At 46.4% G+C, this 11,933-nt stretch carries 12 protein-coding genes, 15 tRNA genes, 1 rRNA gene and 1 pseudogene; 28 read left to right on the top strand and 1 reads right to left on the bottom strand.

The window, feature by feature from the left end; genetic code table 11:
• The 26 genes and pseudogenes from ACWGOO_RS16925 to ACWGOO_RS16800 all read left to right on the top strand — a co-directional run.
• A 23S ribosomal RNA gene (locus tag ACWGOO_RS16925) occupies window positions 1-86 on the top strand; the annotation flags it as partial.
• Window positions 87-151: 65 nt separating this feature from the next.
• Window positions 152-227, top strand: a tRNA-Asn gene (locus ACWGOO_RS16920).
• Between the two features lie 3 nt (window positions 228-230).
• Window positions 231-322 (top strand) — tRNA-Ser (locus ACWGOO_RS16915).
• A 17-nt stretch (window positions 323-339) separates the two neighbouring features.
• A tRNA-Glu gene (locus tag ACWGOO_RS16910) sits at window positions 340-411 on the top strand.
• 69 nt (window positions 412-480) lie between these two features.
• Window positions 481-556: transfer RNA gene (locus ACWGOO_RS16905), tRNA-Val, on the top strand.
• A 26-nt stretch (window positions 557-582) separates the two neighbouring features.
• Window positions 583-656: transfer RNA gene (locus ACWGOO_RS16900), tRNA-Met, on the top strand.
• 25 nt (window positions 657-681) lie between these two features.
• Window positions 682-758 (top strand) — tRNA-Asp (locus ACWGOO_RS16895).
• Window positions 759-797: 39 nt separating this feature from the next.
• Window positions 798-870 (top strand) — tRNA-Phe (locus ACWGOO_RS16890).
• A gap of 22 nt (window positions 871-892) precedes the next feature.
• Window positions 893-968 (top strand) — tRNA-Thr (locus ACWGOO_RS16885).
• Window positions 969-973: 5 nt separating this feature from the next.
• A tRNA-Tyr gene (locus tag ACWGOO_RS16880) sits at window positions 974-1,059 on the top strand.
• 7 nt (window positions 1,060-1,066) lie between these two features.
• A tRNA-Trp gene (locus ACWGOO_RS16875) sits at window positions 1,067-1,140 on the top strand.
• Between the two features lie 17 nt (window positions 1,141-1,157).
• Window positions 1,158-1,230 (top strand) — tRNA-His (locus ACWGOO_RS16870).
• 12 nt (window positions 1,231-1,242) lie between these two features.
• Window positions 1,243-1,317 (top strand) — tRNA-Gln (locus ACWGOO_RS16865).
• A 7-nt stretch (window positions 1,318-1,324) separates the two neighbouring features.
• Window positions 1,325-1,396: transfer RNA gene (locus ACWGOO_RS16860), tRNA-Gly, on the top strand.
• A 12-nt stretch (window positions 1,397-1,408) separates the two neighbouring features.
• Window positions 1,409-1,482: transfer RNA gene (locus tag ACWGOO_RS16855), tRNA-Cys, on the top strand.
• An 11-nt stretch (window positions 1,483-1,493) separates the two neighbouring features.
• Window positions 1,494-1,572, top strand: a tRNA-Leu gene (locus tag ACWGOO_RS16850).
• A gap of 163 nt (window positions 1,573-1,735) precedes the next feature.
• A complete protein-coding gene (locus tag ACWGOO_RS16845; RefSeq protein ID WP_452485269.1) occupies window positions 1,736-2,296 on the top strand; it encodes a TetR/AcrR family transcriptional regulator in 561 nt (186 codons plus the stop codon).
• Between the two features lie 325 nt (window positions 2,297-2,621).
• Window positions 2,622-3,107: pseudogene (locus ACWGOO_RS16840) on the top strand (MFS transporter).
• A 174-nt stretch (window positions 3,108-3,281) separates the two neighbouring features.
• Window positions 3,282-3,686 carry a hypothetical protein gene (locus tag ACWGOO_RS16835; protein WP_452485267.1) on the top strand — a complete coding sequence of 135 codons (405 nt, stop codon included), beginning with the start codon at window positions 3,282-3,284 and terminating at the stop codon, window positions 3,684-3,686.
• A gap of 130 nt (window positions 3,687-3,816) precedes the next feature.
• Window positions 3,817-4,128, top strand: a complete 312-nt coding sequence (locus ACWGOO_RS16830) for a LiaF transmembrane domain-containing protein (protein WP_452485265.1) — start codon at window positions 3,817-3,819, stop codon at window positions 4,126-4,128.
• Between the two features lie 84 nt (window positions 4,129-4,212).
• A complete protein-coding gene (locus ACWGOO_RS16825; protein WP_452485263.1) occupies window positions 4,213-4,884 on the top strand; it encodes a PspA/IM30 family protein in 672 nt (223 codons plus the stop codon).
• Window positions 4,885-4,891: 7 nt separating this feature from the next.
• A complete protein-coding gene (locus ACWGOO_RS16820; RefSeq protein WP_452485261.1) occupies window positions 4,892-5,380 on the top strand; it encodes a PspC domain-containing protein in 489 nt (162 codons plus the stop codon).
• A complete protein-coding gene (locus ACWGOO_RS16815; protein ID WP_452485259.1) occupies window positions 5,380-6,084 on the top strand; it encodes a PspA/IM30 family protein in 705 nt (234 codons plus the stop codon). The genes ACWGOO_RS16820 and ACWGOO_RS16815 overlap by 1 nt, the downstream gene beginning before the upstream one ends.
• A 146-nt stretch (window positions 6,085-6,230) precedes the next feature.
• Window positions 6,231-6,878 (top strand): cell wall-active antibiotics response protein LiaF, encoded by a 648-nt coding sequence (liaF, locus tag ACWGOO_RS16810; RefSeq protein WP_452485257.1) that lies wholly within the window; start codon window positions 6,231-6,233, stop codon window positions 6,876-6,878.
• Window positions 6,879-6,894: 16 nt separating this feature from the next.
• Window positions 6,895-7,974 carry a histidine kinase gene (locus tag ACWGOO_RS16805; RefSeq protein ID WP_452485255.1) on the top strand — a complete coding sequence of 360 codons (1,080 nt, stop codon included), beginning with the start codon at window positions 6,895-6,897 and terminating at the stop codon, window positions 7,972-7,974.
• Entirely contained in the window at window positions 7,952-8,602 is a 651-nt protein-coding gene (locus ACWGOO_RS16800) for a response regulator (protein ID WP_452485288.1), read from the top strand. The genes ACWGOO_RS16805 and ACWGOO_RS16800 overlap by 23 nt, the downstream gene beginning before the upstream one ends.
• A 144-nt stretch (window positions 8,603-8,746) precedes the next feature.
• Here ACWGOO_RS16800 and ACWGOO_RS16795 read toward each other — a convergent pair whose 3' ends face one another.
• Window positions 8,747-9,169, bottom strand: a complete 423-nt coding sequence (locus tag ACWGOO_RS16795) for a hypothetical protein (RefSeq protein WP_452485254.1) — start codon at window positions 9,167-9,169, stop codon at window positions 8,747-8,749.
• 243 nt (window positions 9,170-9,412) lie between these two features.
• On the opposite strand from ACWGOO_RS16795, the gene ACWGOO_RS16790 reads away from it, so the two are divergent.
• Window positions 9,413-10,183: a YwmB family TATA-box binding protein gene (locus tag ACWGOO_RS16790; RefSeq protein WP_452485252.1), complete on the top strand. Its 771-nt coding sequence runs from the start codon at window positions 9,413-9,415 to the stop codon at window positions 10,181-10,183.
• Between the two features lie 186 nt (window positions 10,184-10,369).
• Window positions 10,370-11,926 (top strand): glucose-6-phosphate dehydrogenase, encoded by a 1,557-nt coding sequence (gene zwf, locus ACWGOO_RS16785; protein WP_452485250.1) that lies wholly within the window; start codon window positions 10,370-10,372, stop codon window positions 11,924-11,926.
• Window positions 11,927-11,933: the final 7 nt, after the last annotated feature.

The following is an 11,933-nucleotide window of genomic DNA, read 5'->3' as shown; positions in this document are numbered from 1 at the left end:
TGAAGACGACGAGGTAGATAGGTTGGGGGTGGAAGTGCAGTAATGCATGGAGCTGACCAATACTAATCGGTCGAGGGCTTATCCTAAGTTTAAAACGCAAGGAGTTTCGGATCCAGTTTTCAGGGTGTAACCTTGAATAAGTAGTTGTTATTCCCTGATAGCTCAGTTGGTAGAGCACTCGACTGTTAATCGAGTTGTCACAGGTTCGAGTCCTGTTCGGGGAGCCATATGGAGAGGTGTCCGAGTTGGCCGAAGGAGCACGATTGGAAATCGTGTAGGCGCCAAAAGCGTCTCGAGGGTTCGAATCCCTCTCTCTCCGCCATATATTATTTATTGTATGGCCCGTTGGTCAAGCGGTTAAGACACCTCCCTTTCACGGAGGTAACAGGGGTTCGATTCCCCTACGGGTCATTAATTATTGCATAAAAGAGCTTGAAATAAAAAGCTTATAATGGTATAATATGTGAAGTATTGCGCTGTGGAGGCTTAGCTCAGCTGGGAGAGCATCTGCCTTACAAGCAGAGGGTCGGGGGTTCGATCCCCTCAGCCTCCACCATTTGAAAAATGAATAATTATTGTTGTCGCGGGGTGGAGCAGTTCGGTAGCTCGTCGGGCTCATAACCCGAAGGTCACAGGTTCAAATCCTGTCCCCGCAATTAATTTCCTTTAGGAAATACCTTTGGAACTGTGGTGTAGAGGCCTAACATGCCTGCCTGTCACGCAGGAGATCGCGGGTTCGAATCCCGTCAGTTCCGCCATTTTAGTGATATAATGTTTGTCGAAGAGCCTTAAAATAAGGCTCGGTAGCTCAGTCGGTAGAGCAGAGGACTGAAAATCCTCGTGTCGGCGGTTCGATTCCGTCCCGAGCCACTTTTAATTGAATAATTTATGTGCCGGTGTAGCTCAACTGGTAGAGCAACTGACTTGTAATCAGTAGGTTGGGGGTTCAAGTCCTCTCGCCGGCACCATTTTTGGAGGATTAGCGAAGTGGCCAAACGCATCAGACTGTAAATCTGCTCCCTTACGGGTTCGGTGGTTCGAATCCATCATCCTCCACCAGTTTTATAGGGGCATAGTTTAAAGGTAGAACAACGGTCTCCAAAACCGTTGGTGTGGGTTCAATTCCTGCTGCCCCTGCCAAACTTTTTGTCTTTGCGGCGATCGTGGCGAAGTGGTTAACGCACCGGACTGTGACTCCGGCATTCGTGGGTTCAAGCCCCATCGGTCGCCCTTTACCTTTAATGGGGATTAGCCAAGCGGTAAGGCAACGGACTTTGACTCCGTCATGCATAGGTTCAAATCCTATATCCCCAGCCATCTTAATGCGGACGTGGCTCAGCGGTAGAGCATCGCCTTGCCAAGGCGAGGGTCGCGGGTTCGATTCCCGTCGTCCGCTTCGTTATACTCTGGCGCCATAGCCAAGTGGTAAGGCAAAGCTCTGCAAAAGCTTTATCCCCAGTTCGAGTCTGGGTGGCGCCTCCATAATTATATATGCCGGCGTGGCGGAATGGCAGACGCGCTCGACTCAAAATCGAGTGGGAAACCGTGGAGGTTCGAGTCCTCTCGCCGGTATACCAAAAAGAGTTATGAAATTGCTGATATCAGCAATTTCATAACTCTTTTTTCTTTAGATTTTAATCATAATTCTGGCTGCAATCTTTGATAGATTGTAGTAGAATATTGGTACTGAAAAAACACTTATAGTTTATTGGGTACAAAGGAAGTGGGGATGATTATGCAGGAGAGAATTTTGGAAGCTTTTGTGGAGGAAGTACACGAGAGCGGTCTGAAATTTACAATGGACGATCTTGCGAAGAGACTGGCTATCAGCAAGCGCACTTTATATGAAAATTTTTCGTCCAAGACACTCATTTTAGAAACACTAATAGAACGTACAAGTATAGACATGATCAAAAAAAACGAGCAAATTATCGGCAATGATCAATTGTCTTTGTTAGAAAAGATTAGGCAGTCAATTAGGATCATGCCACAATATTATGAATTTTACGATTTACGGATATTAGACCAATTGAAAAAGTATTATCCTGAGCAATGGAAACAGGTGCATTCAGATTTGAATCATTGGCCTCAGCTTAAAGAATTAATTCAGGAGGCCATACGGGAAGGGTTGATTACGAACAAAAATGAGGCTCTCATTATGAGGCTTATTATTGATTCGGTGAATTTAATGCTTGATCAGCGTTTCTTTCTGGATAATAGTGTGACGGTAGAGGATGCTATGTATTCCATTGTAGATATTTTGTTATTCGGGTTGGTAGAGAAGCGGGAAGCTTAATAGAGAGTATAACCTCAGCTTTATATATATTAGACTTCTTGCTACTCGTATAGCATCATTATGAAGCTTGGAGATCAGCAGTAAAGTTGATCTGTATATTTAGTTTTAGCCTATAATATCTTGAATTTTTCAGGATCGAGAAGGTGTTTTTTTGTATAAAAACTAAAAAAACCAACAATTTAGTTTTTATTATTTTTAGAGATAGAGCAACTCAAATAAACGAATGATAAATAAAAGATACACGGAAAAGGAAGGGTGAAAACACGTCTATACTAACACGAAAACGGGGAGCCATGCTGTTACTGATGCTTAATATTTTTCTTTCATTGATGGGGTCGGATTAGTAGTTCCCGTTTTATCTAAATATATAAATGAGCTAGGGATGAATGGTTCCTCGATGGGACTGATGGTTGCAGCTTTTACGTTGACACAGCTTTTATTATCACCATTGTCAGGAAAGTGGTCTGACCGTTATGGACATAAAAGTTGATTGTTTCTGGCATGTTCATTTTTATGTTATCTGAGCTTATTTTTGGACTGGCGAGTTTCGTTCCTACTTGTTTGTTGCACGGATCATGGGCGGGACAGGAGCTGCGTTGCTTACTCCTTCTATATGGCCTATGTCGCTGACGTGACATCGTTTAAGGAAAGAGGCAAGGGAATGGGCATGACCAATGCAGCGATTAACACAGGCTTCATAATCGGACCAGGGATTGGCGGTTTGCTTGCCACAAATGGAATGCGCATTTCCTTCTTTACAGCCGCAGGAGCAGCTACTATCTTGTCCCTGTTAGTGCTGCCTGAATCCTAAGCAAGGAAAAGCAGCAGTACAATAGAGAGCTTCCACGTTAGAAAGAAAACCTTTTGCAGCAATTTGCCAAGTCATATCAATTTTCATATTTCATGGGTTTACTCATTGTATTTGTCGTTGCTTTTGGGTTAGCTAACTTTGAAACGGTATTTGGACTGTTTGTTGACCATAAATATGGTTTTACACCGAATGGATATTGCCATCATTATAACGACAGGCTCCATTATGGGAGCAGCTGTCCAAGCAACTATATTTGGCTGGATCATTAATCGTTTTGGAGAGAAAAAAGTAATTGACCTCTGTCTGGTTATGGACATTCTTCGTCCGGCAGTAAACACATCCTTATCAAGGCAGGCCGGCGATGAGCAGGGGTTCGTAGCTGGAATGAACTCATCTTATACAAGTGTGGGTAATGTGACCGGACCACTGATTTTAGGACTGCTGTTCGATGTTCATATTAACCTGCTTTATATGGTTGCAGCTATAGCGTTACCGGCTTGTCTCGTCCTTTCACTACGCTCCAAGCAAGCGGGTGAGCAACAATCAACAGCCCATGCAGCAGAACAACATAGAGGGTGATAGCCGCAGGTCTGTATGCACCCCCGACTTAGGTCTAGGTTCAAAAACCGTCTGAGGACCGTTTTGGCGAACTCCGGATCAGCGTACAATAAGGACATAAGCAAGACACAGTGAAAGGCGGTGAGAGATGATGAGAGTTAACAAAGGGAATGGATTGGCTATTGTACTGATTGTATTGGGTTCGATTATGCTGCTTGGTAAGTTTACTCCGTTTTTCGGTCACTTTGTAGGACACTTGATCGGTTACTTAATTCCGATAGCTATGATCATGCTAGGCTACTATGGTGTGAAAAAAGGAAATGCACTCTTCGGCTGGATCGTGCTTGTACTCGGGGTACTGATTTTGCTTGGCAAACTGTCCTGGCTTCTGGGACCTCTGCTGGCAATCGGGTTAATCATATTTGGTGTTTCCCTGCTGAGTGGTCGCAGAAGACGTTACTGATTTTACAGTTTGGAGCATGAAGAAAGATTGCAGCAACGAAGTGCGAAAGTATGAAAATACGAAGTGTGAAAGGAGCCAACGCAAATGAGTGTTTTTCGTAGAATGCGTGATATTACCGTAGCGACCTTCAATGAGCATTTGGAACAAAGTCAAGATCCGATACAACTGATTGACCAGTTCTTGTATAACACCCGCAAGGATATTACCGAAGCGGAAAAGCTTCATCAGCAATACGCAGTCCACACAAGACAGATGAAGCAGCAGTTGGATCAGGCAGTGTCCATGCAGATTAAACGGGAGGAACAGGCTCTGCTGGCTTTAAAGGCTGATGAAGAGCATGTTGCGAAGCTGGCCCTTCAGGAAAAAATGCTGTATGCGGAAAAAGAGGAACAGTACAGAGAGCTGTGGGAGCAGAGCCGTGGAACGCTGCGTGAGTTGGAGCAACAGTTGGATACGTTAAAAACGGAATATCAAACGGTAAATAGCAAGCGCCAGTATTATGCGGCACGCGTACAAACGTTGAGACTCCAGCAGCAAATGAACGAACGGGCAGGTACATACGGTGGACGAAATGTTCCCCGAATGTTCAACCGCTTGGAAGACCGGGTAGCCGATATGGAAGCAGAAACGCTGAGCCTGCGTGATTTGCGGCGTGGAGAAGGCAATCATACGCAGGATGCCCAAGGCGGCGGATCGCTGCTCGAACAAGAGTGGGCGAGACTGAAGAGTAAGCTGAACAACAGCGGGAAGGAGTAAGCTGATTATGACCCGAATTTACCGATCAAACCGAGATAGAGTATTAACAGGTGTATGCGGCGGTCTTTCTGATGCAACAGGGATGGACTCAACTTGGATTCGTATTCTGGTTGTGATCAGTTTCTTTATTACAGCAGGAACCACGTTTATGATTTATGTGATTGCGGCATTAGTTATCTCCAAGGAGCCGAGATCTCCTTATGATGGAGGATTTGGTCCCAACAGCGGGCCTTACAACCAACAGGACTCACGCTATTATGGCGGGAACAGCACCGGTTCGCAATACGGACCAGGAACTGATTACAATCAGGGCGGAATATACGGTAATCCGAGCCCATCTTTTGGTCAAAATGTCCGCCATTCATCCAAATTTAACACAGGTCCTAACAGTGATCTGGATTCCATGATGGAAGATATCGAGAAAAAAGCAATGAAAAAAGAGTTGGCAGAGTTACGCAAAAAAGTAGAGCAATTCGAGAAGGGAGATCGTAAATAATGGGAATTTTCAAAAGAATGAAGGATATGACAAGAGCATCGGTGAATGAAGTGCTGGATAAAGTGGAAGACCCGATTATTATGCTGAACCAATATCTGCGCGATATGGAGGCGGAAATTCACGAGGCCGAAGTAACGGTTGCCAAGCAAATGGCAAATGAACGTCGCATGAAACAGCGCTTGGAGGAAGCAGTACGAGTATCTAATGAGCGTGAACAACAAGCAGAATTCGCGTTGCGGAACGGCCAGGAAGAAGCAGCACGCAAGCTGCTGGGCGAAAAGATTTATTTTGCACAAAAGCAGGATGAGTACTGCGATCTGCACACGCAAGCCGAGCTTCAAGCCAAAGAACTGGTACAACAGCTTCACGATATGAAGGATGAATTCTACAAAATGCGCAACAAGCGCAATGAGTTGGTATCCCGTGCTCAAATGGCGAAGGCGAAAAAGCAATTGTCGCAGATTAACAGTCTGCATACCATTGAAAGCGGGTCTGCTTCACTGGGCTTCCATCGGATGGAAGAAAAAATTATGCAATTGGAAGCGGAAGCTGACGTGTTGCGCGCTCCTTACCGTCAAGCTCCGGGGGAAGCTTATGTCAACCCGGCTGAGGCTGAAAAGCAGTTCAAAGTGGATGAGCAGCTTCAACAGCTCAAATCCAAAATTCAAACCGGTGCTAAACCAGTAGATATGAAGAAGGACTGACTACTAGGAAACAAAACATTATGATATGCTGTATGGAATGGACACTGGTCAATGATCGTGCTTAATCTGTATGGTTCGGAAAGCCATATGGCGGAATGTCGCGCCACTATGGCTTTTCCTTCCTGTATAAATAAAGGGGGTGCAGCATGGAGAAAAGGAAATCAGCCTTGGCACTGGCAGGTATCGCAATCGGGATTATCATTTTATTTGGTCAATGGATTGGGTTCCTCTCCGTGGTTGCACTGATCCTGATGTTGGCCGGAATATATAAGATTCGCAATTCCAAGATCAAAAAGGGTTACACGATGCTCGCCATTGGTGCCGGATTGTTGGTGCTGGATCATTTGTTCCTGTTTGTGGTAGTCACACTGGCATCACTAGCCGTATTCTATTCACGTTCAAGAAAGCTGCATAAGGGTCAAAGCTCGATATTTAAGCACAATTTCATATCCAATCATAAATGGGATGAAGTGCCGTGGAGCTTGCGGAGCACGAGTATATGGCATGTGGTTGGGGATGTGGATGCTGATTTGACGTTGGCCCTGCCAGAGGAACGTGAACCCGTCATATTTTTGCAGGGGATCTTCGGTGACATTGACATCACGCTACCGGATAATTACGGTGTAGAGGTGGAGATGTTCGTATTGTTCGGGCAGATTCAGTTTGACCGGGATCATGAGGCGGGTATGCTCAATCGACTGGTTTGGAAGTCTCCCAATTATGCGCAGAGTGAATATAAAGTGAAGTTTGTCGTTTCGTACTTGGCGGGCGATGTCCGCTTCCGATTTTATTGAATCAGGAGGAACCAGGATGAATCATAAAAAAACGTCCAACATGGTAACCCGCAGTATGGGTGAAGGTATCCTCCTGTGTGTTGTTGTGGGCGTAGTTGTCTTTTATATGCTGTATACATATGGATATGTGAAGTCGTTCCCGACTTGGGGAATGATATTGAAATTTGCAGGAGCCGTTATACTGGTGCTGATTGGTACAGGGGCAATGTACGGATTTTATGAGAGCTACCGCCTTAAAAGCAGGCTGGAAACGTTGAGAGAGACGTTGCTGATGTGGGAAAAGGGGACTCCTGCACGTGAGTTGCCACCACTAGGGCATGATGAGCTGGGTAGGTTGGGAGAGCAGTTGGAGCGAATCGGGCGCAAATGGCAAGAGCAGGTTACTTCTTTGCAGCGCTTGTCCACCAACAATGCACAGCTGGCAGAACAGGCCAGAGTGACCGCGATTGTCGAGGAAAGGCAGCGATTGGCGAGGGAGCTACATGATGCAGTGTCGCAGCAATTGTTTGCGATTTCGATGACGGCAACGGCTGTAGGCAGGACGCTGGATAAGGATTTTGATAAGGCGCAGCGTCAGGTTGCATTGATTGAAGAAATGTCTTCGGTGGCGCAATCCGAAATGAGGGCGTTGCTGCTTCATCTACGACCTGTCTATCTGGAAGGCAAGCGGCTGGAGCAGGGATTGCGTGATTTGATACAGGAATTGCAGGCCAAGGTTCCCATGGAGATTGATTTTGAGATGGAGAGCGGAGTACAGTTGGTTAAAGGCATTGAGAATCATTTGTTTCGCATTGTTCAGGAAGCGATGTCCAATACGTTGCGTCATGCCAAAGCAAGCCGTATGGAGATTCGTATCGTGCAACGCACGGATTCCGTTCGGTTAACGATTAGGGATAACGGAATTGGATTCGAGCTGGATGAGAAAAAGCAGACTTCGTATGGATTGTCCACGATGCAGGAGCGTGTCAGCGAGATTGGGGGAGCTATCCAGTATATAACGGCTCCGGGGAAAGGGACACGAGTTGAGGTATCGGTGCCGGTTATAAATGATGAAAGCGGAAGGAACGATGATCATGGAAACGGAATTGCCGATTAGCGTACTGTTGGTAGACGACCATGAAATGGTACGAATTGGTCTGGCGGCGGTGCTGGGCACGGAAGAAGGCATTGAAGTGGTAGGCGAGGCCGGGAGCGGGGAAGAAGGCATACGACTGGCTACGGAATACAAGCCGGACGTGATTTTAATGGATCTGGTTATGGACGGCATGGATGGAATCGAGACGACACGCCAAGTGACACACCTGCTTCCAGAGACGAAGGTCATCGTACTGACGAGTTATTTGGACGATGAGAAAATGTATCCGGTTATTGAAGCGGGCGCGTTCAGCTATCTGCTCAAAACGTCCCGTGCATCCGAGGTTGCGGATGCGATCCGTGCAGCGGCACGCGGACAATCCGTATTGGAGTCGCAGGTAGCTTCCAAGATGATGAATCGATTTCGCCAGCCGCAGGCTGAAGCGCCTGCGCATGCGGAACTGACGGATCGTGAAATGGAAGTGCTACGGCTGTTGGCACAGGGTAAATCCAATCAGGATGTTGCGGATGAGCTGATCATCGGGATCAAGACAGTGAAATTTCATGTCACAAATCTTCTCGCCAAGCTGGGAGTGGAAGACCGCACACAGGCGGCAATCTATGCCTACAAAAACGGATTAGCGAAGTAACGTGTAGAACGGACTGATACTATGAGATACAAAAAATGGAGCTATTCTACGCTGCTGAACAGGTTCCACAATTTAAATAGGTGAATACAACGAACCGGAGACTTGTACTAGCTCTCCGGTTTTTTGCGATCTTGAAAACGGTATTCAGATAAGTAGGAATAAAAAGGCGATTAAAGCCAAATCAAGCGCAAGCCCTGCTCCGTATCCATATCCACCGTAGCCATTTCCAGCCAATCCTCCTGTGCCATAAGGATAGGATGGACTTAGAGGTTGGTCGGGTGGTCTAATTAAGGAATTTAGTTTGGCAGAGGAACGTGCTTTGTTTTTAGAGTTTCGTTTTTTCTTTTTGGAGGATATCTTCTTGGCTATTTGTTTTCCCTTGTTATTATAGTTTCCGGCATAGAGACTGCCAGAAAAGGAGGATGGATACCCGTTCAACATCAGCTTGCCTTTGCTGCACCCGCTGAGAATGCCAACATGTCGTGTACCGTCATGCAGAACAGCACAGACCAGCCGTCCACCGTGAGGTGCCACGTTGGCTTCATTTACAGGATATATGGGAAACATGATTTCACCTCTTTCGGTATAAGATACGTTGTGATCATAGTCTATTCTCATGGTGCCTATAACGTATGGTCGAACACCCAGCAAGTAAACGAATATTTTTAAAACGTTGGCCTCTGCGTCTTGCGAGTATAAAACTTCCGACTACGGGAAAACTGTTGATAGATTGATAGAATTCAAGCCAGCCGAAAAAACATCCAGAATGTGCCTGCCGGAATCGGAAGCTTGCGGAGCGGGAGGACGACGATGTTAAAAGCGGAGGTCATCAAAAAAGGGATTGTCGCTATCACGGTGTTCGGAACGTTGCTGTTACTGGTAGGCTGGCGTTACGGGACGCTTCAAGCGACCGAATATGATTCCCATTCCCGTAAGGCAGAAACGGACTTGCGTTCTGTATTGGCCGTATCTGATCAGGCTCCCGGTACACTGGATAAGGTGGTTGTGAAATGGCAAGGTGATTGGACTTCTTACGGTGAAGATCCGGCAGACATGGCGGCTCAGATAGCCGATCAGCTTAATATTCCCGCCGTAAGCAAGGTTGAGGAAAATGGACACACGGTGTATCGATCTGTTGGCAGTAGCGGAGAACTGAAAATCCGCTTAAACGTGATGGAACAGCTAGCTGGTCAATGGTATACGGTCGTTCAACTGGAGAGTAGCAATGCAGGACGTGAGCAGTTAATCCGGCTTCATAAGCTTTGTGCTGAACAATTGGCGGTTGTGGGAGTACAAGCAATATGGAATACGTCTATTCAATATTCGCTGCATTCAAATGAGTCCGTGGACCAATTGATGAAGCTGACAGAGACACGTTTAGCAAGAAGCTTGTCCATTAAGGAAAATGAAAGATATACAGACGCGACGACGATGGCTGTATCCTATGAAGTACCGAAGCTGCCCCTGGCAGTTCAAAGTGGTGAGCATCAGGTGCATATGCAGATGGCTGTGCATGAAGATGAGGAGCATCAGGATAAGCGTATTACGATCGGTTTCCCGCTGATTACGATAGAATACTGACTTATAAGGTGAATTTATGTTTCACCAGATAGCTTATCCATACGGAATATGCTAAAATGTCATCAAATCTTCGGTTCCATGTTTGTCGAAAATCAAGTATGATCTTGTATAAATATACACAATACTACATGTGGATTTCGAGGGTTGTGGAAGCGGAATCTTGTCATGGGAAGAATGAGGTACTTCATGGCTGACATATCTAATAATGAATCTGTTGTGACGCAAGGTGCTGTGTTATTTATTTTTGGTGCTACGGGCGATTTGGCCCGCCGTAAGCTTTTTCCTGCGATCTACAGCTTGTACCGCGAAGGGAAGCTTGGTGAGGATTTTGCCGTTATTGGCGTAGCGAGACGCCCCCGCACAGAGGAAGAATTCCGTAATGACCTGTACGCTTCGATACAGGAGTTTAGCCGCTACAAAGCAGAAAATGATCAAGAATGGCAGGCATTTGCCGAGCATTTTGAATATAAATCACTGGATATCAACAATGTCGAAGGGTTTTATGAACTGAGACAGCAGACAGAGACCATAGAGACGAAATTCAGTATCCCGGGAAACCGTTTGTTTTATTTGGCCTTGGCCCCTGAACTGTTTGGAAGTGTATCGAAGAGCCTCAAAGAAGGCGGTATGATGGATGGAAAGGGCTGGAATCGTCTTGTCATTGAGAAGCCGTTCGGTTATAACCTGGAATCTGCGCAAGAGCTAAATGTTGAAATACGCGAAGTATTTGAAGAGGAAGAAATTTATCGGATTGACCACTATCTCGGCAAGGAAATGGTGCAAAATATTGAAGTAATCCGCTTCGCAAACGCCTTCTTTGAACCATTGTGGAATAATAAGCATATTTCCAATGTGCAAATTACGCTTAGTGAAACCGTGGGCGTAGAGGAACGCGGAGGTTATTACGAGCATTCTGGCGCTCTGCGGGATATGGGACAGAACCATATGCTGCAAATGCTGACGATGATTGCAATGGAACCGCCGAGCCGTTTGCTCCCTGAGGATATCCGTGATGAAAAGGTGAAGGTGCTGCGTTCGCTGCGTCCTTTTGAATCAGCAGAGGATGTGCTGACTAATGTGGTACGCGGTCAATACACGGAAGGAAGCTATCGCGGTCAGCAGTTGCCGGGGTATCGTGAAGAGGACAAAGTTGATCCACAGTCGAGCACTGAGACTTATTTTGCTTCACGCGTATTTGTGGATAATTTCCGTTGGGCAGGGGTTCCGTTCTACATTCGTACCGGCAAACGTCTTCCTGTAAAGACAACTGAGATCGTTGTGGAATTTAAGAGCATGCCTACGAACGTGTATCTTGGTCAAAAGCATAAGCTGGAGCCGAACTTGCTCGTGATCCGGGTGAATCCGATGGAGGGCATTTACATCAAAATTAATGCCAAGAAGCCGGGTTCGGAATCGGATATTGAACCGCTGGCTATGGATTTCTGCCAAAGCTGTATGTTCGGCATCAACTCACCGGAGGCTTATGAACGGTTGTTGCTGGACGCGATTGAGGGTGACTCTACGTACTTCACGCGTTGGGATGAGGTTGCGACAGCATGGAGATTCGTGGATCGGATCGCCAAAGTATGGCAACAAGCTCCGGAGACGCTGGAAACCTATGCGGCAGGCTCATGGGGACCGGAAGGCGCTCACAAGTTGCTGGAGCAAGATGGCTTCAAATGGTGGCCGGTTAGCGGCCAGGATGAAGATAATGTCATCTGGCGAGTAGGCGGCACTCAGTAATCCTGAT

It is taken from the genome of Paenibacillus sp. NPDC055715 (assembly GCF_053617595.1).
Note: the sequence above shows the minus strand (reverse complement) of the source record. Positions and strands in the feature narration are given on the sequence as shown.

Bases quoted from the DNA above. Each gene is read 5' to 3' on its own strand.
- ACWGOO_RS16795 (WP_452485254.1), bottom strand. From the start codon at position 9,169: ATGTTTCCCATATATCCTGTAAATGAAGCCAACGTGGCACCTCACGGT.
- ACWGOO_RS16835 (WP_452485267.1), top strand. From the start codon at position 3,282: ATGGTTTTACACCGAATGGATATTGCCATCATTATAACGACAGGCTCC.
- ACWGOO_RS16800 (WP_452485288.1), top strand. From the start codon at position 7,952: ATGGAAACGGAATTGCCGATTAGCGTACTGTTGGTAGACGACCATGAA.
- ACWGOO_RS16820 (WP_452485261.1), top strand. From the start codon at position 4,892: ATGACCCGAATTTACCGATCAAACCGAGATAGAGTATTAACAGGTGTA.
- liaF (WP_452485257.1), top strand. From the start codon at position 6,231: ATGGAGAAAAGGAAATCAGCCTTGGCACTGGCAGGTATCGCAATCGGG.
- ACWGOO_RS16805 (WP_452485255.1), top strand. From the start codon at position 6,895: ATGAATCATAAAAAAACGTCCAACATGGTAACCCGCAGTATGGGTGAA.
- ACWGOO_RS16830 (WP_452485265.1), top strand. From the start codon at position 3,817: ATGAGAGTTAACAAAGGGAATGGATTGGCTATTGTACTGATTGTATTG.
- ACWGOO_RS16815 (WP_452485259.1), top strand. From the start codon at position 5,380: ATGGGAATTTTCAAAAGAATGAAGGATATGACAAGAGCATCGGTGAAT.
- ACWGOO_RS16825 (WP_452485263.1), top strand. From the start codon at position 4,213: ATGAGTGTTTTTCGTAGAATGCGTGATATTACCGTAGCGACCTTCAAT.
- ACWGOO_RS16790 (WP_452485252.1), top strand. From the start codon at position 9,413: ATGTTAAAAGCGGAGGTCATCAAAAAAGGGATTGTCGCTATCACGGTG.
- zwf (WP_452485250.1), top strand. From the start codon at position 10,370: ATGGCTGACATATCTAATAATGAATCTGTTGTGACGCAAGGTGCTGTG.
- ACWGOO_RS16845 (WP_452485269.1), top strand. From the start codon at position 1,736: ATGCAGGAGAGAATTTTGGAAGCTTTTGTGGAGGAAGTACACGAGAGC.